This is a genomic window from Clostridia bacterium (assembly GCA_014360065.1).
Taxonomy (GTDB): Bacteria; Bacillota; DSM-521; order Neomoorellales; family JACIYF01; genus JACIYF01.
Genome location: JACIYF010000044.1, coordinates 1 through 21,453, shown reverse-complemented (window position 1 = coordinate 21,453; position 21,453 = coordinate 1). Strand labels below are relative to the sequence as shown.

20 protein-coding genes and 2 pseudogenes are annotated in these 21,453 nt (G+C 56.1%); 17 read left to right on the top strand and 5 right to left on the bottom strand.

Annotated features, from left to right (window positions below):
• Positions 1 to 253: 253 nt before the first annotated feature.
• The 10 genes from H5U02_08175 (at position 254) to H5U02_08130 (ending at position 11,772) form a co-directional block, all read left to right on the top strand.
• A complete protein-coding gene (locus tag H5U02_08175; protein MBC7342413.1) occupies positions 254 to 1,630 on the top strand; it encodes an ammonium transporter in 1,377 nt (458 codons plus the stop codon).
• A gap of 81 nt (positions 1,631 to 1,711) precedes the next feature.
• Positions 1,712 to 2,050: a P-II family nitrogen regulator gene (locus tag H5U02_08170; protein ID MBC7342412.1), complete on the top strand. Its 339-nt coding sequence runs from the start codon at positions 1,712 to 1,714 to the stop codon at positions 2,048 to 2,050.
• Positions 2,051 to 2,310: 260 nt separating this feature from the next.
• Positions 2,311 to 3,111 carry a DeoR/GlpR transcriptional regulator gene (locus tag H5U02_08165; GenBank protein MBC7342411.1) on the top strand — a complete coding sequence of 267 codons (801 nt, stop codon included), beginning with the start codon at positions 2,311 to 2,313 and terminating at the stop codon, positions 3,109 to 3,111.
• Positions 3,112 to 3,201: 90 nt separating this feature from the next.
• The gene (locus tag H5U02_08160; GenBank protein ID MBC7342410.1) at positions 3,202 to 4,797 is read left to right on the top strand and encodes an APC family permease; all 1,596 of its coding nucleotides are present in this window, start codon (positions 3,202 to 3,204) and stop codon (positions 4,795 to 4,797) included.
• Positions 4,798 to 5,122: 325 nt separating this feature from the next.
• Entirely contained in the window at positions 5,123 to 5,980 is an 858-nt protein-coding gene (locus H5U02_08155; protein MBC7342409.1) for a metallophosphoesterase, read from the top strand.
• Positions 5,981 to 6,000: 20 nt separating this feature from the next.
• On the top strand, positions 6,001 to 6,801 hold the full coding sequence (locus tag H5U02_08150; GenBank protein ID MBC7342408.1) for a hypothetical protein: 801 nt from the start codon (positions 6,001 to 6,003) through the stop codon (positions 6,799 to 6,801).
• 97 nt (positions 6,802 to 6,898) lie between these two features.
• Positions 6,899 to 8,452: a glycerol kinase GlpK gene (gene glpK, locus H5U02_08145; GenBank protein MBC7342407.1), complete on the top strand. Its 1,554-nt coding sequence runs from the start codon at positions 6,899 to 6,901 to the stop codon at positions 8,450 to 8,452.
• A 4-nt stretch (positions 8,453 to 8,456) separates the two neighbouring features.
• Entirely contained in the window at positions 8,457 to 10,064 is a 1,608-nt protein-coding gene (locus tag H5U02_08140) for an NAD(P)/FAD-dependent oxidoreductase (GenBank protein MBC7342406.1), read from the top strand.
• A 3-nt stretch (positions 10,065 to 10,067) separates the two neighbouring features.
• Positions 10,068 to 11,399 (top strand): FAD-dependent oxidoreductase, encoded by a 1,332-nt coding sequence (locus H5U02_08135; GenBank protein ID MBC7342405.1) that lies wholly within the window; start codon positions 10,068 to 10,070, stop codon positions 11,397 to 11,399.
• Positions 11,386 to 11,772, top strand: a complete 387-nt coding sequence (locus H5U02_08130; GenBank protein ID MBC7342404.1) for a DUF1667 domain-containing protein — start codon at positions 11,386 to 11,388, stop codon at positions 11,770 to 11,772. Before H5U02_08135 ends, H5U02_08130 begins: the two co-directional genes overlap by 14 nt.
• A gap of 136 nt (positions 11,773 to 11,908) precedes the next feature.
• Here H5U02_08130 and H5U02_08125 read toward each other — a convergent pair whose 3' ends face one another.
• Both H5U02_08125 and H5U02_08120 read right to left on the bottom strand, forming a co-directional pair.
• Entirely contained in the window at positions 11,909 to 12,235 is a 327-nt protein-coding gene (locus H5U02_08125) for a hypothetical protein (protein MBC7342403.1), read from the bottom strand.
• Positions 12,228 to 12,461 (bottom strand): hypothetical protein, encoded by a 234-nt coding sequence (locus H5U02_08120; GenBank protein MBC7342402.1) that lies wholly within the window; start codon positions 12,459 to 12,461, stop codon positions 12,228 to 12,230. The genes H5U02_08125 and H5U02_08120 overlap by 8 nt, the downstream gene beginning before the upstream one ends.
• A gap of 427 nt (positions 12,462 to 12,888) precedes the next feature.
• On the opposite strand from H5U02_08120, the gene serC reads away from it, so the two are divergent.
• The 5 genes from serC (at position 12,889) to H5U02_08095 (ending at position 18,434) form a co-directional block, all read left to right on the top strand.
• The gene (gene serC, locus H5U02_08115) at positions 12,889 to 14,007 is read left to right on the top strand and encodes a 3-phosphoserine/phosphohydroxythreonine transaminase (GenBank protein ID MBC7342401.1); all 1,119 of its coding nucleotides are present in this window, start codon (positions 12,889 to 12,891) and stop codon (positions 14,005 to 14,007) included.
• 428 nt (positions 14,008 to 14,435) lie between these two features.
• Positions 14,436 to 14,645 (top strand): helix-turn-helix domain-containing protein, encoded by a 210-nt coding sequence (locus H5U02_08110; GenBank protein ID MBC7342400.1) that lies wholly within the window; start codon positions 14,436 to 14,438, stop codon positions 14,643 to 14,645.
• A gap of 48 nt (positions 14,646 to 14,693) precedes the next feature.
• Positions 14,694 to 14,960 (top strand): hypothetical protein, encoded by a 267-nt coding sequence (locus tag H5U02_08105; protein ID MBC7342399.1) that lies wholly within the window; start codon positions 14,694 to 14,696, stop codon positions 14,958 to 14,960.
• Between the two features lie 1,129 nt (positions 14,961 to 16,089).
• Positions 16,090 to 16,830 (top strand): response regulator transcription factor, encoded by a 741-nt coding sequence (locus H5U02_08100; GenBank protein MBC7342398.1) that lies wholly within the window; start codon positions 16,090 to 16,092, stop codon positions 16,828 to 16,830.
• Between the two features lie 92 nt (positions 16,831 to 16,922).
• Positions 16,923 to 18,434 carry a PAS domain-containing protein gene (locus tag H5U02_08095; GenBank protein MBC7342397.1) on the top strand — a complete coding sequence of 504 codons (1,512 nt, stop codon included), beginning with the start codon at positions 16,923 to 16,925 and terminating at the stop codon, positions 18,432 to 18,434.
• Between the two features lie 29 nt (positions 18,435 to 18,463).
• Here the strand turns inward: H5U02_08095 and H5U02_08090 are convergent, their stop codons facing one another.
• Together H5U02_08090 and H5U02_08085 are read right to left on the bottom strand one after the other, a co-directional pair.
• A complete protein-coding gene (locus H5U02_08090; protein MBC7342396.1) occupies positions 18,464 to 18,940 on the bottom strand; it encodes a DUF456 domain-containing protein in 477 nt (158 codons plus the stop codon).
• Positions 18,941 to 19,146: 206 nt separating this feature from the next.
• Positions 19,147 to 20,421 carry a glycosyltransferase gene (locus H5U02_08085; GenBank protein MBC7342395.1) on the bottom strand — a complete coding sequence of 425 codons (1,275 nt, stop codon included), beginning with the start codon at positions 20,419 to 20,421 and terminating at the stop codon, positions 19,147 to 19,149.
• Between the two features lie 196 nt (positions 20,422 to 20,617).
• On the opposite strand from H5U02_08085, the pseudogene H5U02_08080 reads away from it, so the two are divergent.
• Positions 20,618 to 20,931: pseudogene (locus H5U02_08080) on the top strand (MFS transporter).
• Here H5U02_08080 and H5U02_08075 read toward each other — a convergent pair.
• Entirely contained in the window at positions 20,905 to 21,084 is a 180-nt protein-coding gene (locus tag H5U02_08075; GenBank protein ID MBC7342394.1) for a hypothetical protein, read from the bottom strand. The pseudogene H5U02_08080 and the gene H5U02_08075 sit on opposite strands and share 27 nt — an antisense overlap.
• On the opposite strand from H5U02_08075, the pseudogene H5U02_08070 reads away from it, so the two are divergent.
• A pseudogene (locus tag H5U02_08070) lies at positions 21,078 to 21,453 on the top strand (HlyD family efflux transporter periplasmic adaptor subunit). The gene H5U02_08075 and the pseudogene H5U02_08070 sit on opposite strands and share 7 nt — an antisense overlap.

Sequence of the window (21,453 nt, the reverse complement as noted above, 5' to 3'; positions counted from 1 at the left end):
TTGGATCCTGCCGGCGTAAGGCGGGGAGCGATAATAGGGTGCTCGGGAAGGGCACAGAAGAGGAAAGGGCATGGGCGCCCTTAAGCAGCCATAGACGGCTGCTTAAGGGCGCCTTTGTTTTTCCTAAAAAGCCGATGAGGAGGTGACCTACCTTGAAAAGAGAAACCGGGACTTGAACTTAAGCCGATGTCAGCGCCCCGGCATAGCAAACGTTTCGGAAGCGACAATCATTGAGATCTGGGGGAGGAACGATATGAAGCGGTTAATACGGATCCTGGTTTTAGCGGTAGTAGGAGTGTTGGCCTTGGCCTTACCGGCTTGGGCGGCCGATCCGGGCGGAGCCCGGACGCTGGCCGAAAACGAGGGCTTGGCTGCCGACTACGTGTGGGTTTTGGTTTCCGGGTTTTTGGTCTTTTTCATGCAGGCTGGCTTTGCCATGGTGGAGACCGGGTTCTGCCGGGCCAAAAATGCTACCAACCTCCTTAGCAAAAACCTGATCGATTTTGTCTTGTCATCGCTGGCCTTTTTTGCCATAGGCTACGGATTGATGAAGGGAACCGACTTTCTAGGCCTGATTGGAACCGGTAAATGGTTTTTGCACGGCGAAGCCTATGACGTAAGCACCTATCTGGACTTTTTCTGGCAATTAGTCTTTGCCGGTACCGCTGCTACCATCGTCTCGGGCGCTGTGGCCGAAAGGCTCAAGTTTTCCGCCTACCTAATTTATAGTTTGGCGGTAAGCTTGTTCATCTATCCCATTTACGCCCACTGGGTCTGGGGCGGGGGCTGGCTTAGCCAGCTTCCCTTCGGAGCCGGCCATGTGGACTTTGCTGGTTCAGGAGTGGTGCATACCCTAGGTGGGTTTCTGGGCCTAGCCGGAGCTATGGTGCTCGGTCCCCGGTTTGGGAAATTCGGTCGCGATGGTAAGCCCCGGGCTATCCCCGGTCACGATCTAGCCCTGGCTACCCTGGGGGTCTTTATCCTCTGGTTTGGTTGGTTTGGATTTAACCCGGGCAGCACCTTCAGTGCTCACCAGTTGCGGACCGCAGTGGTGGCGGTGAACACCAACCTAGCCGCAGCTGCTGGAGCCGCTGCCGCTCTCCTGGTGGTCTACCTTAAGACCAAGAAGTGGGACCTTGGCATGGCTCTAAACGGAACCCTGGGTGGCTTGGTGGCCATCACTGCTCCCTGTGCTTGGGTAGAGGCCTGGGCAGCAGTAGTTATCGGTTTAATTGCCGGACTTCTGGTAGTGGGTTCAGTTTACTTTCTTGAGAGCCGGAGGATCGATGATCCGGTAGGAGCAGTATCAGTCCATGGCGTAAACGGGGTGTGGGGCCTCATCAGCGTAGGGCTCTTTGCCGACGGCACTTACGGTCTTTACACTACCGAAGCTCCACTTATTACCGGCCTTTTCTATGGCGGTGGAACCGGGCAATTGATTGCTCAACTCACCGGCGCCGGCGTAGCTGTAGCTTGGGCTTTCGGTTTGGGTTTTGTGCTTTTTAAGCTGATGGACCGGGCCTTTGGTATTAGGATATCCCCGGCCGAAGAACTACAGGGTTTGGACATATTTGAGCATGGAGCCCAGGCTTATCCGGAATTCATCCAGCACCAGCGTCAGGTAAGTTAGAAGTATAGGGGCGGTGAAGGGAATATCGGTAAACCCTGGGCGAGTGTCCGGGGCACCGGCTGTAAGAGAGGGGGAAGAGGCGTGAAGAAAGTTGAAGCGGTGGTGCGCGAGGAAAAATTCGAGGAGGTACGTGAAGCTTTGCAGAACTCAGGGTATCCGGGGATGACGGTAACTCACGTGGAAGGACACGGCCGCCAGAAGGGCCTAAGCGAGCAATTCCGGGGGCGGGAGTATAAAATCGAATTTCTGCCCAAGGTAAAAATCGAGATAGTGGCAGGTGACCAAGAAGCAACCAAGATAGCAGCCCTGATCCGGAAAGCAGCCTTAACTGGGGAGGTGGGCGATGGCAAGATCTTCATCTCCTCCATCGAGGATGCCATCCGCATCCGTACCGGGGAAACAGGAGAAAAGGCTGTATAGGATGTTTCGAGGGGAGGAGTGGAAGCAGGCCCTCCCCTCTTGGCCCAAAGTGTTACATGTTAGCATCTTTGCATAAGCAAAATTTTACGACAACAAGCAGGAATATAGAAAATATCGTAGAAATAAATAAAAACAGGCAAGCGATATGCAGTAGCTTTACAACTAAGCAGGCAACCAGACAATCTGCCGACGTAGGCGGAAAGCATAGGTTAGACAGGTATTCCAAGCCAACGTTGGCGAAACCAGGGGTGGTTAAAACAGTGTTAGCCGAGGAAAGGTATGTTTGGATTCTTGACCGTTTGCATGCTAAAGGGCTAATCACTACCCAGGAAATCTGCGAAGGTATAGGGATTTCGGGGGAAACTGCCCGGCGCGATCTAGAGAAGCTGGAAAAGGAGGGGCATCTGCGCCGGGTTTACGGCGGAGCCACCTTGATCAACGGCCGCGGCATTGAACCTCCCATCCGGGTGCGCCAGGGCAAGAACGTGGCCGAAAAGCGAGCCATCGGGGCTTTGGCGGCCAGCTTGGTACGGGAAGGGGAGACCATCAGCTTGGATATTGGCACTACCACCTTAGAAGTGGCGCGTCATCTCCGGCACCTGCACCAGCTCACCGTGCTTACCAGTTCCATTCCCATTGCCACTGAGCTGGTGGGCCGAGGGCGGATCAGCGTCTACCTTACCGGCGGCCTAGTACGAGAGGGCGAGCTGGCTTTATCCGGTCCCTTGGCGGAGGAGGCGTTAAAGCAGTTCTTCGTGGATAAGGTTTTCATCGGGGCTGGCGGAATAACCGTGGCCGAAGGCATTACCGACTACATCCTGCCCGAAGCTCAGGTTCGGCGCCTAATGGTGGAGCGGGCCAAGGAAGTCATCGTCGTCGCAGACCACAGCAAATTTGGTCACGTGGCCTTTACCTCGGTGGTGCCTATCAGCCGCATCGACAAGCTTATTACCGACGATGGCATCGATGGCGAAGCCCTGGCGGAATTCCGGGATAAGGGGGTGGAAGTGCTGGTAGCTAGGGTGAGTAAGCCCGGGGGCAAGGAGGTGAAAGAGGAGTAGGCAGAGGGCAGTAGACGGGTGCAGACGAGAGGCCAAACGGTAGGAAAGTCATGGTCCATAGGTGCAAAAGTCATCTGGGAGGTGCAAGAAGTGCATTCGGAGACCAGGTTGTTTGTCCGCAAAACCTCTGGTCTGGTGCGGACGATTGGATGGTTTGGAGCCTTATCCTTCGGGGTAGCTTGTATTAGCTTATCATCCTCCGGCCTCATTCCTTACGCTTGGGTGCCTTCGCTTTGGCCGGGAAGCAGTATCATCGGGGTTCTCACCATTGCCATGATCCTTTGCCTGTTTCATGCTTACACCTATAGCTCCATCGGGGCGGCTATGCCGCGCTCTGGCGCTGACTATGCTCTGGCTAGCCGGGTCATCCACCCGGTACCGGCCTTCATGGGCAGCTGGACCCTGGTAATAATGAGCGCCTTGGTCAGCGGCTCGCTGATTGCCTGGATACCATCGTCGGTCCTTTCCAGCTTCTTATGGTCTTGGGGCACCATGTTTGGCAGCCAGACTGCTCTTCTGTGGAGCCAGACCGTGACTCGGGGGGAATGGGTGCTTATCATCGGCACTTTGTGCGTGGCTATCACGTATGTATGCATGCTGCTTCCTACTAAGCGCATTGTCGCCATAATGCAATGGGGGGTAATCCTGGGGCTCGCTGCTTGGGCGGCCATCTATTTTGCTTTGGGCAGCACTTCCGATCCTTCGGCTTTTCAGGCGGCCTGGGATAAGTTTATGGGGGCGGGAAGCTACGCCAAAGTTATACCTACTGCCGAGGCCCAAGGCATGCAGTTTTCCAGCTCCACTGCTACCATGACCATGGCCGGCTTGATCATGGGATTCTGGATTTTCTATGGTTACTACATCCCCACTTTCTTTGCGGGAGAGCTTAAAAATGCTCCCCAAACCTTGTTGATCAGCTCTTGGGGATCGCTGATCCTTACCTGGGCCGTCTTTGTAGTGGGAGCCATCCTGCTTGAGCGCTTGGTGCCGCTTAAGTGGCTGGCGGCCGAGGGGTATATCTTCTATAATGCCCCCGATGCCCTCCACGCCTTGCCCTTTATAACTTTCTACGCCGGCATCCTCAAGCCAAGCATGTTGGTCAACGGGATAATCTTCATCGGTTTCGTATACACGCTCATCAACTTGGCCATGTCCTATTTCTTCTACTGCAGCCGCATTATCTTTGCTTGGGCTTTTGACCGGATCCTGCCGGAAAAGGTAGCTTACGTTAACCCCAAGACCGGCGCCCCGGTGGTAGCCATTACCATCATTGCCTTGATCTCGGAGCTAGGGGTTTACCTCAGCCAGACCACCACCATTTTTGTCCAGATCAACTTCGTCCTGTTTGCTGCGGTGGTTCAAACTGTGCCGGTGCTGGCCGCTATTATTTACCCCTATGTCAAACGGGAACTTTGGGAAACCGGCCCCTCCCTAGTAACTAGAAAGGTAGCCGGCATTCCCCTGATGACCATAGTAGGCGTGATTACCTTGGCCTATTTGCTTTGGATGATCGTAGCCTCGTTCCTCTTCCCGGCCGTAGGTGGCCACGTGAGCGCTGGAACGCTGACTACCCTAGGGTTGCTCTTGTTGTCAGGGCTAGTGGTCTTCTACATCGCCCGCTGGTACCGTCTACAGAAGGAAGGGATGGACATCCTCATGACCTTTAAATCCATACCGCCAGTATAAATCATAAAGGTAGTGGAAAGGTACCTTGGCTGTACCGGAGGCTGGCCCAGGACTCAGCATAGGCTTTGAAGACTAGCACTCATGGGCGGGCGGTTACCTGTCTGAGCAGTGGCGGGAACTTAAGTCCTTGGTTCTTGGGCCTAAGCAGAGGGCTGGGCCAGACCGGGCGGCTGGGACCAAAAATGGGAACCGGCAATAAAGAAAGGAAGTAAGAAAGAGGGGAGCTACGCTGGCAGTCACCAAGATACTTTTTGGTACCGATTTTCATGGTTCGGATCTGGCTTTTCGTAAATTCATTAGCGCCGCCCTTACCTACCAGGCCAACGTGGTAATTGTAGGCGGGGACATTACCGGCAAGGGGATAGTACCCATTGCCCGGCAGCCGGATGGTTCTTACAAAGCCTACATCTTTAATGTACAGCACACCGCTAAGAACGAGGCTGAGCTGCCGGAGTTGGAAAAGAAAATTGGGGCGGTGGGGTTCTATCACTATGTCACTACCCCGGAAGAGGCAGAGGCTATCAATGCCGATCCGGGCCGGGTGCAGGCTCTGTTTCGGCAGCTCATGTGCCAACGCCTGGAAGAATGGTTAGCCCTCTTGAAACAGCACTTGGCCCCCAGGGGCGTCAAGTGTATAGCCATGCCGGGAAATGATGATCCCTTCTTTATCGATGAGATCATCTCTGGTTCCGATTATGTGGCCAACGGCGACATGCGGGCCATAAGCCTTGAGGACGGAGTCTCGGTTATCTGCGTGGGCTGGAACAATGTTACCCCTTGGCACTGTTACCGGGATGTGCCCGAGGAGGAGCTAGCGGCCAAGCTGGAGGAGGCCATAGCTACCTGCCCCGACCCCCATAAGAGCGCCTTTTGTTTTCACTGCCCGCCCTATGGCACCAAGATTGATCAGGCCCCAGCCTTGGATGACGACCTTAAGATCCAGCACCGAGGCGGCCAGATCATCATGAAGTCGGTGGGAAGTACGGCGGTACGGGAGGCCATAGAGAAATATCAGCCCCTCCTTGGGCTTCACGGGCACGTCCATGAAGGGCGGGGCTTTGAGCGCATCGGCAGCACCCTCTGCCTCAATCCCGGCAGCGAGTATGCCGAGGGCATCCTGCGGGCGGCCTTGGTTAACTTGAAAAACGGCAAGGTCCAAGGGCATCTTTTGATTTCCGGTTAGGGGTGGGGGAGGTGAGCCTTTTGAGCCAGAAGCCAGATAAAAAGGATGCATCCAGCCCTTGGGGGCTTCCCGAGGCTGATTTTAAACTGGAGGTGGAACGGATTCGTAGGGCCGCGGCCCAACGGGGGGTTTTGCTCCGCTTGGTAGGGGCGCTGGCCTTTCATCTCCACTGTCCCCAATACTGTTACCTCCAGGCTTCCTTGGGACGTCAGTTTACCGACATTGATTTTGCTTCCTATCGGGAACATATTCCCGAGATCAAGAAGCTTTTTTCTGACCTGGGCTACGAAGAGGACTTTATGGTAGCTCGGCTGTTTGGCCAACGCCGGTTGCTTTTCTACGACCACGTCAATGGCCGCCACAGCGACGTGTTCATCGACCAGATGGAGTTTTGCCACGACCTGCCCTTGCGGGGCCGGCTAGAAGTAGACCCATTGAGCCTGCCCTTGGCGGAGCTGGTGGTGGAAAAGATGCAGATTGTGCAGATCAATGAGAAGGACATTATCGACACCATCATGCTGCTCCGGGAGCACCCGGTGGGGACCAGCGATGATGAGGTTATCAATGCTAAGGTCATTGCCCAGCTCTGTGCCCAGGAGTGGGGTTTGTGGAAGACCATGAGCATCAATCTGGCCAAGGTTAAGGAAATGGCAAAAGGTTATGAACAGCTGGGCCAAGCCGATAAAGACGATATCCTTACTAAGGTGGACCGGCTCCTAGAGTTCATGGAGAAAGAACCAAAACCGATGAAGTGGCGGATGCGGGCCAAGGTCGGGGAAAGGGTCAAGTGGTGGCGGGACGTGGAGGAGCTAAGCCGCTAGCCGACGTGCCGGTGGCCATGGCAGGATGGAGCGGCGGCGCCCTGGCATGGGAAATGTTTCGGAAGCACCCTGATTGGGATTTGGAAGGGGCTAAAATATGGCCGAACTACTCTTAGCTATTGATCAAGGGACTACCGGCACCAAGGCGGTGCTGTTCAATGGCGATCTTCAAGTGGTGGGTCGAGGCTTTCAGGAAATCCCGCAGATCTTTCCCCAGCCGGGCTGGGTGGAGCAGGACCCGGAGGAGATCTGGCGCAGGAGCCTGGCTGCGGTCAAAGATTGCTTGGCCGACGCTCACCGGCGGGCAGGGGTAAGCTGGCAAGATGTAGCTGGAGTGGGCATCGATAACCAGGGCGAAACCATTATTCTCTGGGATCGGCTCACGGGAAGGCCGGTGTACAATGCCATCGTCTGGCAATGCCGCCGCACTGCCAAGCTTTGCCAGGAACTGGCGGGCCAGGGCTACGGGGAAATGATTGCCGCTAAGACTGGCCTGGTGATCGATCCTTACTTTTCTGCTACCAAGATCCAGTGGATTTTAGATAATGTGCCCGAAGCTCGGGAACTTCTGGCTGGTGGTCGCCTGATCTGTGGCACCACTGACACTTGGCTAGTATGGAAGTTCACCGGCGGGAGGGTGGTGGCCACCGACGTTTCTACTGCCTCCCGAACCATGCTCTTCAACATTCACCGCTTAGACTGGGATGAGGAGCTGTTGGACCTATTTGGAGTCTCCCGGGAAAGTTTGCCGGCAGTCCATCCCACTAGCGGCTATGTGGCAGAAATTTGCCCCCAAGTTTGGGGGGAGGGGGCATGGGCATCTGACGCAGGACCACTAGGCTCGCCGCCGGCCCTACCCATTTTGGCCCTGGCGGTGGACCAGCAGGCGGCCCTCTTCGGCCACCGTTGCTTCCGAGCTGGCATGGCCAAGGCTACTTACGGTACTGGCTGCTTTGTCTTAATGAATACTGGCCCCCTTCCCAGGCTCTCCCGGCATGGTATTCTGACTACCGTGGCCTGGAATCTAGGCCGAGGGAAGGAGCCGGTGGCTTACGCCCTAGATGGTGGGGTTTACGTGGCTGGGGCGGCGGTGCAATGGCTTCGGGATGGTTTGGGCCTGATCCGGACTGTAGAAGAAAGTGAAAGCCTGGCCTGGCAAGCGCAAGATACTGGGGGCGTTTACATGGTTCCGGCGCTGGCGGGGCTGGCTGCTCCTTACTGGGATGCTTCCGCCCGCGGTACCATCCTGGGGTTGACCCGGGGCACTACTCGGGAGCAACTGGTACGGGCGGTGCTGGAAGGAGTTGCCTACCGGGTTCGGGATGTATTGGAGGCCATGGCTGCCGATGCCGGCTTTCCGCTCACCTTGCTTACGGCGGATGGCGGCGCTAGCCGAAACCGGTTTCTAATGCAATTTCAGGCTGATATTCTCGGCCTTCCCGTAGAAGTGGCTCCTAGCCAGGATATTACCGCCCAGGGGGCTGCCATGCTGGCGGGGCTGGCGCTAGGAATATGGAAGAATCCTGAACAGCTAGCGAAGTCTCTTCCCGCCGGGGAGGTCTTTGAGCCTCGGTTGAGCCCCGAGCAGCGGGAAACATTGTACGCCGGCTGGAAGCGGGCCGTAGAAAGGTCGATGGGATGGGAGATATAGGTGCATGAGCTTAGGAAGAAACGAGGTGGTTGACTTGCAGCCCTTAGTCAAAGAGGCAGATGTAGTAATTGTCGGGGCCGGGGTAGTGGGCTGCGCCATAGCCCGGGAGCTTTCCCGGTATGACTTGGAAGTAGTTCTGGTGGATAGAGAGAGCGACGTCGGTTCTGGTGCCAGCAAAGCCAACAGCGCCATCGTTCACACCGGATTTGATGCTCATCCCGGCACCTTGGAGTCCCAGCTGGTAGTCAAAGCCAACTGGCTCTTCGATGACCTGGCCCGGGAGCTAGATGTGCCGTTTAAGCGGGTGGGAGCACTCTTAGTAGCCGTGACCGAGGAAGAGAAGGAAAAGCTGGACCAGCTTAAAGCCACTGGCGAGGCCAATGGCGTCCACGATCTCAAGATCATCGGCAGGGATGAGCTCCTGGCTTGGGAGCCGGCGGTTAACCCCAGTGCCCTGGGAGCCTTGTGGATCCCTCGGGAAAGCCTTACCTGCCCTTTTACCCTTACTATAGCTTATGCTGAAAACGCCATCGCCAACGGAGTCAAGCTGCTCCTAGAGACTGAGGTGGAGGAAATCATGGTGGCCAGAGGGGAGGTCCGGGGGGTAAGGACCAACCGTGGGACCATCAACTGCCGTTGGGTAATCAATGCCGGTGGCTTGTACTCGGATCGGCTGGCCCAACAGGCTGGCCTGGCTGATTTCCGGGTCACTCCCCGTAAGGGGGAATTCTGGGTGCTGGATAAGGCCGTGCGCCTGGTAGAACACATCATCTTGCCCGTGCCCACTCCCATCAGTAAAGGCATACTGGTGACCCCCACCATCGACGGCAACACCTTGATGGGCCCTACTGCTGACAACATCGAGGACAAGGAAGAGCGGGCCGTGACTGCTGCTGGCCTGGCCAAGGTCCTCGAGGGGGCAAGGAAACTGGTTCCGGGGATTCATCCTTCCCAGGCTATTGCCCAATTTGCCGGAGTACGGGCGGCCGGCAATGCTCCTGATTACCTGGTGGGGCCGGTGGCAAACCTTAAAGGCTTCATCAATGCTTGCAACATTCGCTCCACCGGGGTTACTTCCTCGCCGGCAGTGGCCCAATTGGTGGCGGAGGTGCTGGCCGAACAAGGAGTTTCCCTCCAGCCCAAACCTAGTTTTAACCCGTATCGCCAGGGTATTCAGCGATTCGCTGAATTATCGTGGTCGGAACGGGCGGCCCTGATTAACAAGGATCCGGCCTACGGGCGGGTAGTTTGCCGCTGCGAAACCGTGACCGAGGCTGAGGTAGTGGCCGCTCTCCATCGTAACCCTCCGGCCCGGACCTTAGACGGCATCAAGCGCCGAACCCGGGCGGGGATGGGCCGTTGCCAAGGTGGTTTTTGCACCCCCCGGGTGGTCCAGATCATGGCTCGGGAGATGGGCGTGGCTCCGACTTCTTTAACCAAGAAGGGGTCAGGATCGGAGCTATTTGTGGGTGCTAGCAAATGCTTGTTGACAGAACAGCCAAAAAAGGAAACGATCGGGAAGGCAACTCCGGCCTCGGCCGGATCACCCCTGAGCGACTACCACAGCGCGCACTACCGGCAAGGCACGCTGGCTTCCAAGGAGGTGGGGTAGGCCATGGAAACGGTGCAGGTGGACGTGGCTGTAGTTGGCGGGGGGCCAGCCGGCCTGGCGGCTGCCTGGAAGGCGCGGGAGGCGGGAGCCGAAAGGGTGATGCTAGTAGAGCGCGACTTTGAGCTGGGGGGCATTCTCCAGCAATGCATTCACCCGGGATTTGGCCTTCGCTACTTCAAGGAAGAATTAACCGGACCCGAATACGCTGAGCGCTTTATCGCTCGGATACGGGAAGCAGGAATCGAGGTCAAGCTTAACACCATGGTGTTAGAAATTATACCCTCGGGGGCCCCATCAGTGGCGCCGGAATGTGCGCTAATGTGCGTCAACCGCCAGGATGGGGTTTTGAGCATCAGGGCCAAGGCGGTAGTTTTGGCCATGGGTTGCCGGGAGCGGACCCGGGGGGCCATAGCCATCCCCGGGGAACGGCCAGCTGGCATCTACACTGCCGGCACCGCCCAACGGCTCATCAACATGGAAGGGTTGATGCCTGGCCGCCAAGTGGTGATTCTGGGTTCTGGGGATATCGGTTTGATTATGGCTCGGCGGCTCACCTTAGAGGGCGCCGAGGTAAAGGCGGTGGTGGAGATCATGCCTCGCCCCGGAGGCCTGGAGCGCAACCTGGTGCAGTGCCTCCACGATTTTGACATTCCCCTGCTTCTCAGGCATACAGTAGTGGAAGTCCACGGCCGCCAACGGGTGGAAGGAGTAACCATAGCGGCGGTGGATGAAAACTCAAAACCGGTGGCGGGAACCGAGCAGTTTATTGCCTGCGATACTCTGCTTTTGTCGGTGGGACTGATTCCTGAAGTCGAGCTTTGCCGGGGTGCGGGAATCGAAATCCACCCGGTTACCGGCGGTCCGGTGGTGAACGAATGGCGCCAGACCAGCATGCCTAGCATCTTTGCCTGCGGCAACCTGCTCCATGTCCACGATTTAGTGGACAACGTGACCCGGGAGGCAGAAATCGCTGGTCGGGAAGCAGCCCGCTACAGCCGCGGAGAGCTACGGGCTAAGCCGGAGGCAATTGCCATGGTGCCGGGGCGCAACGTTCGCTACGTAGTGCCGCAATTCATCTCTGCCTGGGGAGAAGAAGAGGTGCAGGTTTACTTCCGGGTAGTAGAGACGGAGGAAGATGTATACGTGGTGGCCAAGCTAGGGGAGCAATTGGTGGCTCGCAAGCGGCAGATGCGGGTCCAGCCGCCGGAGATGGTCTCCCTGCGGCTCAGGCCCCAGGCGATGGTGGAGAGCTTGCGGAAGCTGGTGGAGCTGAAAGGCATAAGCGCTAAAGACCTAGTATGCCGGATCGAGGTGGAACCCCATGGCCAAAACTGAAACCAAGGCGGTCATTTGTGTTGCCTGTCCCCTGGGATGCCATGTCCAGGTAACCATGGAAGGGGGGCGACCGGTAAAGGCCCTGGGAGCCCAGTGCCGGAAGGGACTAGAGTACGCGACTCAAGAGATCCAGGACCCGGTTCGGGTACTAGCCACCACAGTTCCGGTGACCGGAGGCATACTGCCCTTACTTCCAGTTCGCACCGAAGGCCCAGTTCCTCGGCGGATGCTCCGAGCCTGTATGCTAGCCTTGGCACAGTGCCGGGTACAGGCCCCGGTCCGGGCGGGGCAGGTTATCCTTGAAAACGTAGCCGGCACTGGGGTACGGGTCATCGCCAGCCGAGATCTACCTCGGTTGTCTTCTGGATTATAATGGGTCTAGCTGAGCAACCCTGGCACCCACCCTAAAGGGGCGCAGGGTTGCTCAGCCTTTGAGCAAATACTGCCTTGAGGGTCCCAATAGCCGGGGTCGTTGATTTGTCCAAGCAGGCGGACTCCGTACACCAGCACTACTCTTTGGTTTGGTTGTTATGGTTGTGGCTGTACTTGCTTGGGGGTTCCATTATCTGTTGTCCGTTTTCATAGTGGCGATTTAGGTACTGTTTTACTACGAAGCGTACAAAGGTGGATCGGTCCATCCCTAATTTCCTGGCCATACGCTGAAGATTGACCATATCACCGGCATCAAAACGAACCGATAGCACTATTTTCTTGGGTTCGTATCGGACACTTTCAATATTACCTACCTCAACTTCGGTGGAATCATGGGTATCCCAAAACTCAGCCATCTCTTCTAGGCTCTGGAACTCAGGAACAAGTTTTCTCTCCTTACCCACCGAGATCATCCTTTCGGTGCATTTCGTAAAACTTCTTTTCCTTGGACGTCATAGCACGTACAGTAATTGGCATAAACATCCCCTTCATGGGCGGATCTTCGAACACAATGCCTGGAACTAGGAGGTATCTGCCCGCCAGAGTACGCCCATATACCAGATAGGCAGGGGACTTTCCAAATGACTTGGTCCGAACCCAGAGAGGTTTAAAAGTCTGGTTCTCTAGCACCTCGTATACCTCTTCTGGCTTCGCCCTTGATGAAAAATGCTGTAGCCGATCGCCGGGATATAGCAGCCCTTAATCCTTCGCACTTGTGGCGTTCTTTCCTCTTGGTATACTAATAGATGACGTTACTTCTATTGTAGCATACAGAGAGTAGATTTATTAGTTTCCTTTAAGCGGTCCTGTCTCGCGCGGGACATTCCAGACAGCTAGAGGCGAAGTGAACTGGGAGCGGAGGTTAGTTCTTGCTTAAGTTGATTTTAGACAGAATTGCCAGAGCAGGAGAAGCGGGGTTCGGGGGCGAAATCCTCCCAAATCAAAAATATAATCGACTGGCTGTAGCCCTCCTAGTAGGTGGGCTCGGGTTATAGTTTCCCGTCAGCCCCCAAGTAAAGTTGCGGGCTATGGCTACTGCTTTGGCAATTGGGAGGTAATGAATGTGGCTCGAGTTTACAACTTCAACCCCGGACCGGCTACTTTGCCTTTGCCGGTATTGGAAGAAGCACAAAAGTACCTTTTGGATTATAATGGCACGGGCATGTCGGTGCTGGAGATTAGCCACCGTTCTAAAGAATACGAGGCCATTAACCAGGAAACCGAGGCCCTGCTGAAGGAAATTATGGATATTCCCGAGGATTATCGGGTGCTTTTTATGCAGGGTGGAGCCAGCACCCAGTTTGCCATGGTGCCGGCCAATTTCCTAGCCCCGGGCAAGGTGGCCAATTACGTGATAACCGGGAGCTTTGCCCAGAAGGCGTACAAGGAAGCCGCCATCGTAGGGGAGGCTCATGTGGCTTGTACCACCAAGGATAGCAATCATTCCCGCATTCCTGCCCCAGCGGAGATCAAACTCAGCCAGGCGCCCGCCTATGTCCACATCACCTCCAACAACACCATTTTTGGTACCCAGTGGCAGGACTTTCGGGGCCTGGAGTTTAAAGATCCCGATACTGGCGCCCCCATTCCCTTGGTAGCGGATATGTCCAGCGATATCTTGTCCCGGCGCTTTGATGTCTCGCAGTTTGGGCTGATTTATGCTGGCGCTCAAAAGAACCTGGGTCCGGCGGGGGTCACGGTGGTCATCATCCGCTCCGATCTTATTGAAGCTAGCAGCAAGAATGAAAAGCTGCCGGTGATTTGGCGTTACAGCACCTATGCCGAGAACAATTCCCTCTATAATACGCCGCCGGTCTTCGCCGTCTACCTGGTCAACTTGGTGTTGAAATGGGTAAAAGCCCAAGGGGGGCTGGATGCCATCGAAGCGGTGAACCGAAGGAAAGCGGCTCTTCTCTACCAAGTCTTGGATGCTAATCAGGGCTTTTACCGTCCCCATGCCCAGAAGGACAGCCGTTCGATAATGAACGTAACCTTCCGCTTGCCCAACGAGGACCTGGAGAAGGAGTTCGTCCGCCAGGCAACCGAGCAGGGCCTAGTGGGGCTAAAGGGGCACCGCTCGGTGGGAGGCATTCGCGCTTCCATCTATAATGCCATGCCTATCGAGGGCTGCCAGGCGCTAGCCCAGTTTATGCAAGACTTTGCCCGCCGCGCCTAAAAACCGCAAGCAGCTTTATGCCCGGCAACAGCGTGGTCCCAGGGTAGTTCCTTCTATTGCCACTTTAAGCCCGGCAATAGGCTGAGGTTGGGCCCCCGGGGATGTCTGGGTATGGGGATAATCTTAGCTTAGCCGGGAAGAATAAGCTCGAGGTGACCACCGTGTCCTTAAAGATCAAGCTGCTGGACTTGGACGGAAAGGTTGGCCCTAGCCGGCCTAACCAGGAGGCCATTGGCGCTACCGGCTCAGCGGATGAAGAGCCCACCTTGGAACTTCCCCGTGGTGCCAGGCGGCCGCTCTATGTGCCCGAGAACCTGGGATCGGCCACCCATGCTGCCCTGGATGCCCGTTCGGAAGCGGAAGGGTTCATTACTCAGGCCGGCGTCCGCGGCAACAAGCCTCTGCCCAACGCCGAAGAGGACATTCAGATGCGGGGGGCTCCCTGGGGAGTATTGCCTAGCCTTAAGGAAATGACCTCCGAAGTTGGTATCGACTTTGATGCTTTCTTGGAAGCCTTAAAGCAGGGTATAAGCGATGAAGAGCTGGCGGTGCGTTGGGATGCGCCTCTAGAGACCATCCGCCAGCTGCGGGTTCAGTTTCAGAGGCGGGGCATTGACTCGGTCATGGGCCAAGATTGATGGCCAGGACTTATAGCTAAAAAGCCCTTTTCCAGGGGGTGAAAGGTTTTGCTGCGACGGGAAAGAAGGTTGGGCCGAAATGGCCTTCGGGGTACGGTGGTAGCTACCGAGAACCCTCGGGCCGGGACTACGCCAGCTGCCAGTGTGGCAGCTGCCAGTGCGCCAGCTTCTGGGACTGCTAGCGCCGCTCGCGAGACTATGGCCGAAGCTAGCGGCAAAAACCCCGACGACTTCCAGTGGGAGGGGTTGGCGGCCCAAGGCCGACCGGCAGCCGTTGCCGCTGGTCGAGCTGCCGATCCCCATGAGGACATTTAGCGGGCGCTATGCCCCTTGGCCAGTAACGACCAGACCCCTCGCATAATTACACGCTGACTCATCAGCTTCGGGCTATGAGCAGGCCACCCACGGATGGACCATCTACGGATAAACCAGCCCTGTACTGGCTGCCACTGCCAGCAAGGTGATGACCACCAAAATGCCTAAGGCCAGGTATAGGGCTTCCTTTTTCTCCACCTTAGTGCCCCCTTCCATCCCCTTCCGCTCTCTAACCCAGCTTCCCTATCCGATCTAATCTCGCTCCTTGGGCTCAGTTCTTGGTCCAGACCCTTGCTCCTTGCCCAGCCCCCTCTTTTCGCCCCTGTTGCCTTCCCTATATTATTAACGACGAACTGACCCAAAGGTTTGGAACTTAATACATTCTTAATAAAATCTTTAACTTTTTGTCATGAATTGCGAAAGAATCAAGGAATCAGAAGCCACCCGAAGCCATATTTTCGGGCGGCCTCTATATAATGGAGCCCGCAAGGACCTGCCGCCGGCTACTACGGATCCCTACATAGCCCACCGCAACCTTTCGGCTGCGATAGACCATTACGGAACCCGTAATAACCTTTGTCCGATGATCATGAGCTCCTTAGAAGCTGGTAGCAACCTCTCGGCTGCTACCAACCTCAAGCTTACCTAAGGCTTGAAAACAGCCTTTCTACCGAAAGGATTTCAAGTCTTACATAGGCATATAGCCTGCGGTACCCATGACCATCTTGGCTCGACCTTTAAGCATCCCTTTTGACCTGATGGCAACCCTGTAGGCTGCCACCAAGCCTTACAGGACACCCAAAGATCTTCCCTCCGGTCTAACATCGAGCCTTTCGACCCGATGCCAGCCTTTGGCCGAACCTTACAGAGCCTTTTCAGACCCTGTAAAGATCTGGGCTCAGCCCTTGCGAACCCCTTCGTTTTTTAGTGTTACCCCGAGCACTAGCTTTATACTTCCGCTTCTTGGTAGATTGTGGCAACAAATGATATGTAATTAATTCCGGAGGGTTCCCATACAATTGATTTAATGTTAATCTTAAATTAACGTGAGCTAGTTACAATTAGCATAAAAACGAGCATAAATTTGCCCTTAATTTTAGAGCAAGCTGGCTAAAGGGGGCAGCAGCGCGTGGCTACTATCTTGGTTGTAGACGACGAGGAAAACATTCGGGAGCTTTTAGATTTCAATCTGACCCGGGAAGGCCACCAGGTCATAACCGCCGCCGATGGGATAAGTGCCCTCAACAAGGCGCGGGAAGGCAACATCGACCTCATCATCCTCGACCTCATGCTTCCCGGACTGGATGGACTGGAGGTCTGCCGGCGTTTGCGGGCGGAGGAAGCTACCCGCTCGATTCCCATTATCATGCTAACTGCCAAGTCGGAAGAGCTGGATAAGGTAGTCGGCCTGGAAATCGGAGCTGATGATTATGTAACCAAGCCTTTTAGCCCCCGGGAGCTCATTGCCCGGGTCAAGGTCCAGCTCCGCCACCAGATTGAACGGGCCCAAGCCCAGGAAGGGGACAAGAAAGAGTTTCCTGAGGAGGAAGTAGTCTCGGTTGGACCGGTGACCATTCGCCCCTCTTACTTTGAAGTCACGGTCAGCGGTCGCAAGGTGGACCTTACCCCCAAGGAGTTTGAGCTCCTGTACACTCTGATGCGCAACCCGGGGCGAGTCTTGCGGCGGGACTATCTCTTGGACCGGGTGTGGGGATATGATTATCCTGCCGATACCCGCACCGTGGACGTGCACGTGCGTTACTTGCGGCAAAAGCTGGAGGACGATCCCGCCAACCCGCAGTTCATCGAAACGGTGCGCGGGGTGGGTTACCGGTTTAAGGAACCGGAGCCTGAGGGCCAGTTTTGTTGAGCCTCCGGCTGGCATCAAGGGCAAAGCTGTAAACGGCCGAATTTGACGGCCGAGCCGAAGCCAAGTATACTAGGCCCGAGGAGGGTTAACAGGTGCAGTCTTGGCGTTGGAAGGCTATCGGCCGCCAGCTAGTGCTGGGCGGAGTCTTCGTAGTGATAGCCTTTTTACTTTTTCGTTGGGCCATATATCGTGGGGATGTAGCTGGTGCCATCGGCGGCCTCACCCCTAGCCCCAGCCTAGGGGCGAGCATCGGCGCCGACTTGCTGGACGGCATGTTTTGGTGCCTGATGGCAGGCTGGGCAGTAGTAGTAGGGCTGACTTACCTTTGGGGGCGTTCCGATTCCCGCTATTTGGATTACCTGGTTACCACTACCAGAAAGGTAGCCGAAGGGGATTTAGACCAACAGTTGGTTGGCGCTGGCCCCACCGAAATCGACGATTTGGTTCGCAACCTTAATGAAATGATCCGCCGCTGGCGGCGCACCATCCAGGAGACGTCAGAAGAGCGCAACAAGCTAGATGCAGTATTGGCCGGCTTGGAAGATGGCTTAGTGGCAGTAGATGGGGCCGGCCGGGTAATCCTGGTCAACCGGGCAGCCGAGAATCTGTTGAAGGTCCAAGCTGCTGCCAGCCAGGACCGACACATCATTGAGGTAGTCCGCAACCACGATGTGGATTCGGCTGTGCGCAACGTCTTGCGGCTGGGTCGATCTCTAACTAAGGAGCTGAAGCTTTTTCCTACCGACGATCGGGTCTTTACGGTGCACGTAGCCCCCATCCTAGGCGACCAGGGCCGGGTGGAAGGGGCGGTGCTGGTATTCCGTGATATATCGGAGCTTAGGCACCTGGAACAGGTGCGGTCCGATTTTGTGGCCAACGTATCCCATGAACTGCGAACTCCCTTGACTTCGGTCAAGGGTTTTGTGGAGACCCTGCTTGATGGCGCCATAGAAGACCCGACGGTGGCGCGCAAGTTCTTGAATATCATCGAAGCCGAAACCAACCGCTTGCAGCGGTTGGTGGACGACCTGCTCACCCTTTCCCGGCTAGAGAGCCGTAAAGATCAAGGGATGGGAAGATCCAGGGGGAGCTCCAGTCTGGCGATGGTGACCGGGCGGGCACTTTCGGTGCTCGGCCCCTGGGCCCGTAAGAAGAAAGTAGAGCTAGCGGTGCAGATCCCTGAAGACTTGCCCCGCCTGGCGGTGAGCGATGACTTCCTGGGGCAAGTGATAATGAACTTGGTGGACAATGCCATCAAATATACGGAGGAAGGCGGAAAAGTAAGCATCTCGGCTTGGCCCTTGGGACCCTTGGTGCGGGTAGAGGTAGCTGACAACGGGATTGGCATTCCTAAGGAGAGCCTGAATCGGATCTTTGAGCGCTTTTATCGGGTGGATAAGTGCCGCTCGAGGGAGTTGGGCGGCACCGGCCTCGGCCTTTCCATTGTCAAACACATCGTGGAAAGCCACGGAGGGAGAGTGGGGGTAAGAAGCGAGCTGGGAAAGGGCTCGACCTTCTACTTTACGCTGCCGGTAGCGGTGGAGGATGAAGTGGCAGCTAGCGCCAGTGCCGCTGGCGCTGCTGAGCCCTTGTCAGAAGAATAGCCTTATGCCCCAAGGCCCAAGGTGTAGGGTTAGAACGCGGCCACGAAGAACCAGATGATCATCCCGATTTCGATGAGGAGCTTTAGGGCAGTTCCCCCGATCAGCCCGAGGAGCGTACCCCAGCCTACCCGAAGGGCGTGGCTGGCATCCCGGCCCCGGAGCATTTCTGCCACTGCAGCTCCAGCAAAGGGCCCGATGATGATGCCGCCAGGCCCGAAAAAGGCCCCTACCGCAAGGCCTATCACTGCGCCCCAGATGGCAGCGTTGGAAGCGCCGTAGCGCTTGGCGCCATAAGCGGTGGCCAAATAATCCAAGGCTAGGGTTATAGCTACTGCTACCCCCTGGCCTATAAAAAATAGCCACCCCAAAGTCTTAAAGCCGGTAAACAAACCATAAACCAGCATTCCTAGCCAAATGAGGGGGGCACCGGGAAGAACCGGTAAGACAGTGCCAGCCAAGCCCAGCAAGAAGAGGACTACGGCGATTATCATCCCCAGAATACCCATGTGCTCTCCACTACCCCCCTATTTGGATATGGTTACCCTTGCCGGCCGCCAGCCGGTCAACCTATTTCCCCTTGACCATACTGGTTCTGCAATTCGACTTTTCTCGGCAATTTCCTGCTTTTAAGGCCGGTTTTACCCCAATTTAGGCCTGATTTAACCTGCTATTTCCACCGATCTTTCTCTTAGCCCTTTTAGTTTCTTCCCGGTTAGGAGACGGGCCTGAGCAACTGCTTGATGGTGGAAAGTTCATCCCAGATGCCCCGGGTAATCAGATAGCGCTCCCGCACCGTCTCCTTAGCCCGCTTGCCCATTTCTTGGGCGATCTTGGGATGGGTGAGGATATAGGCGATGCGTTCCGCCATGAGCTCGACGCCCTTTTTGCCGGGCGGGACCAAAAAGCCATTATAACCATCGGTGATTTGGGCAGGGATGCCGCCGGTGTCTCCGCCGATGACCGGCTTCTCTTTCCACATCCCTTCGCTTACGGTGAGGCCAAACCCTTCTTTTAGCGATGGCTGCAAGATTACCGCTGATGCCCGCTGGAAGGCGTTGATCTCCTTATGGCTGTCAGGCGGCAGGTTGAGCAGGTGGATATCGGGCATACCCTCGGTCTTCCCCTGCAATTCAGCAAAAATCCTTTCGTTTTCCGGATCGTCGCTGGCAGTGCCGCCGGCCAAGAGGAGCTGGCAGGGCATCTTGTCATGTACTTTCAGAAAGGCATCGATGGCGTAGGTATGGCCCTTAAAGGGATCGAATCGGGAAATCAGGGTGATCAGGGGTTTGGATTTTGGGTCTTCGATCCCGTAAGTATCAAGAACCGATTGAATCTCATCTTCGGCAAGCTCGCGGTTCTTGTCGGAAAGCGGATCTATATAAGGAAGTATCACCGTAAACTCGGCTGCCCAAGGGGGCAGAAAGCGGCTGGAGGAACAAATCACGGTGTCGTATTTCTCAATCAGGGGGCGGAGGAAGTCGGTCATATACTTGTGATGGTCTTGGCTTAGCTGGATGTGGCAGCGCCAGAGCCATTTTTGCCGGGCTCGTACTTCGGGAGGGGCAAACTCGATCAAGCCCGCCGGCTGGGGATCATGGATGAGCACCACTTCAGCATCTTCATCCACCAGGTGGTAGTTGGCCGCATTGGTATCCCAGTAGAACTTGGCCCCTAGGATGTCGGGGAGGCCATCTTTTCCTTGTAGGAAATTATGCAGGGTCTTGGTGTAGAGGAAGAATTGCTGCGGACCAGTAACTACTTCCCAACTGACGTCCAGCCCCAGGCTTCTTTCTAGAGGGATGACCGACTGCAGCATCTCTGCCACCCCGCCTCCCTTGCGGGCGGAATTGATTTGCTGGAGGCGCACTCCCCGGAGGTCCTCGGCTAGGCGAATGAGTTCCTCAACTTTTTGCTCGCCCACTATCGGGATGTAGGGGGATAGGTCGCGCAACCCCTCATGAATTGGGAATTCTTTAATAATGGCCATGCTTTATGCTCCTTCCGTTGAGCGGGTAGTAAATCGAGCGCCTAGACTATGACATCCCTTCCTGATGATCACTTTATTATTATGCGTTAGGTTAGGCAAGAGCTATGAGGTGCCAAAGTAGAAATATTGCTGCTGGGCTGGCGCCCACTATTGAAGGGTTGGAGGGGTTGTGTGGCCTAGGTTGCCAGGTTTGTGAATGGGGCGACCCTGGGCTGCTGGCGTCCTGGTAGCCCTCATCGGTGCTTTCATGTCCATCCTGGACTCTAGCATCGTCAATGTGGCCATCCCGACCATGATGCGTGTCTTTAACACCAACACCACTACCATTCAATGGGTGGTTACCATTTACCTGCTGGCCCTGGGAACGGTGGTTCCCTTAAGCGTCTCTATACCCTCTCCCTGGCCGTTTTTACCTTCGGTTCCCTCCTGTGCGCTATGAGCTGGAACGTGCAGTCCCTCATCGTAGCCCGAGTGGTTCAGGCCCTAGACGGCGGCATGATCATGCCGAGTCATCGCTACCTGGTTGGTCATGCGGAGCCTGGCCATGGCTTTTGCCACCATGCCTGCCCAGACGGCCTCCATAGCGGGGCTGCCCGCGGAATTAGTCGGCTGCGCCTCGGCCATGACCAATATCATCAACCGGGTTTCTGGGTCCTTTGGCATCGCCATCCTGGCCAACGAGTCCCTTGCCCCTGCTGACCATCGCCGACACTTCCACCCTGAAACTTCAGGGAACAGTCGGTCAGGAGGTAGTCCCTTTGTTGGCTACCGGGCAAAAAGTAACTGTCACCCTTGACGCCCTGCCGGGCCAGGAGTTCACCGGTACGGTGACCCAGGTGGGTCCAGTGGCTGCTGCCACCGGCCAGCGCTTCCCGGTGGAGATCAGCCTGCCCAACCCTGGTAACCTGAAGGCCGGCATGACGGCCCAGGCAAGTTTTCAACTAACTGCTCCGGAGGGCATTGTCGTTCCCATCGCCGCCGTCTGCACCGACAACGACCAGGATTATGTCTTCGTGGAACTGGCCAGCCAAG

Coding starts and splice junctions, on each gene's coding strand:
- H5U02_08175 (MBC7342413.1), top strand. CDS start 254: ATGAAGCGGTTAATACGGATCCTGGTTTTAGCGGTAGTAGGAGTGTTG.
- glpK (MBC7342407.1), top strand. CDS start 6,899: ATGGCCGAACTACTCTTAGCTATTGATCAAGGGACTACCGGCACCAAG.
- H5U02_08140 (MBC7342406.1), top strand. CDS start 8,457: ATGAGCTTAGGAAGAAACGAGGTGGTTGACTTGCAGCCCTTAGTCAAA.
- H5U02_08135 (MBC7342405.1), top strand. CDS start 10,068: ATGGAAACGGTGCAGGTGGACGTGGCTGTAGTTGGCGGGGGGCCAGCC.
- H5U02_08130 (MBC7342404.1), top strand. CDS start 11,386: ATGGCCAAAACTGAAACCAAGGCGGTCATTTGTGTTGCCTGTCCCCTG.
- serC (MBC7342401.1), top strand. CDS start 12,889: ATGAATGTGGCTCGAGTTTACAACTTCAACCCCGGACCGGCTACTTTG.
- H5U02_08110 (MBC7342400.1), top strand. CDS start 14,436: ATGCGGGGGGCTCCCTGGGGAGTATTGCCTAGCCTTAAGGAAATGACC.
- H5U02_08090 (MBC7342396.1), bottom strand. CDS start 18,940: ATGGGTATTCTGGGGATGATAATCGCCGTAGTCCTCTTCTTGCTGGGC.
- H5U02_08085 (MBC7342395.1), bottom strand. CDS start 20,421: ATGGCCATTATTAAAGAATTCCCAATTCATGAGGGGTTGCGCGACCTA.
- H5U02_08075 (MBC7342394.1), bottom strand. CDS start 21,084: ATGCCAAAGGACCCAGAAACCCGGTTGATGATATTGGTCATGGCCGAG.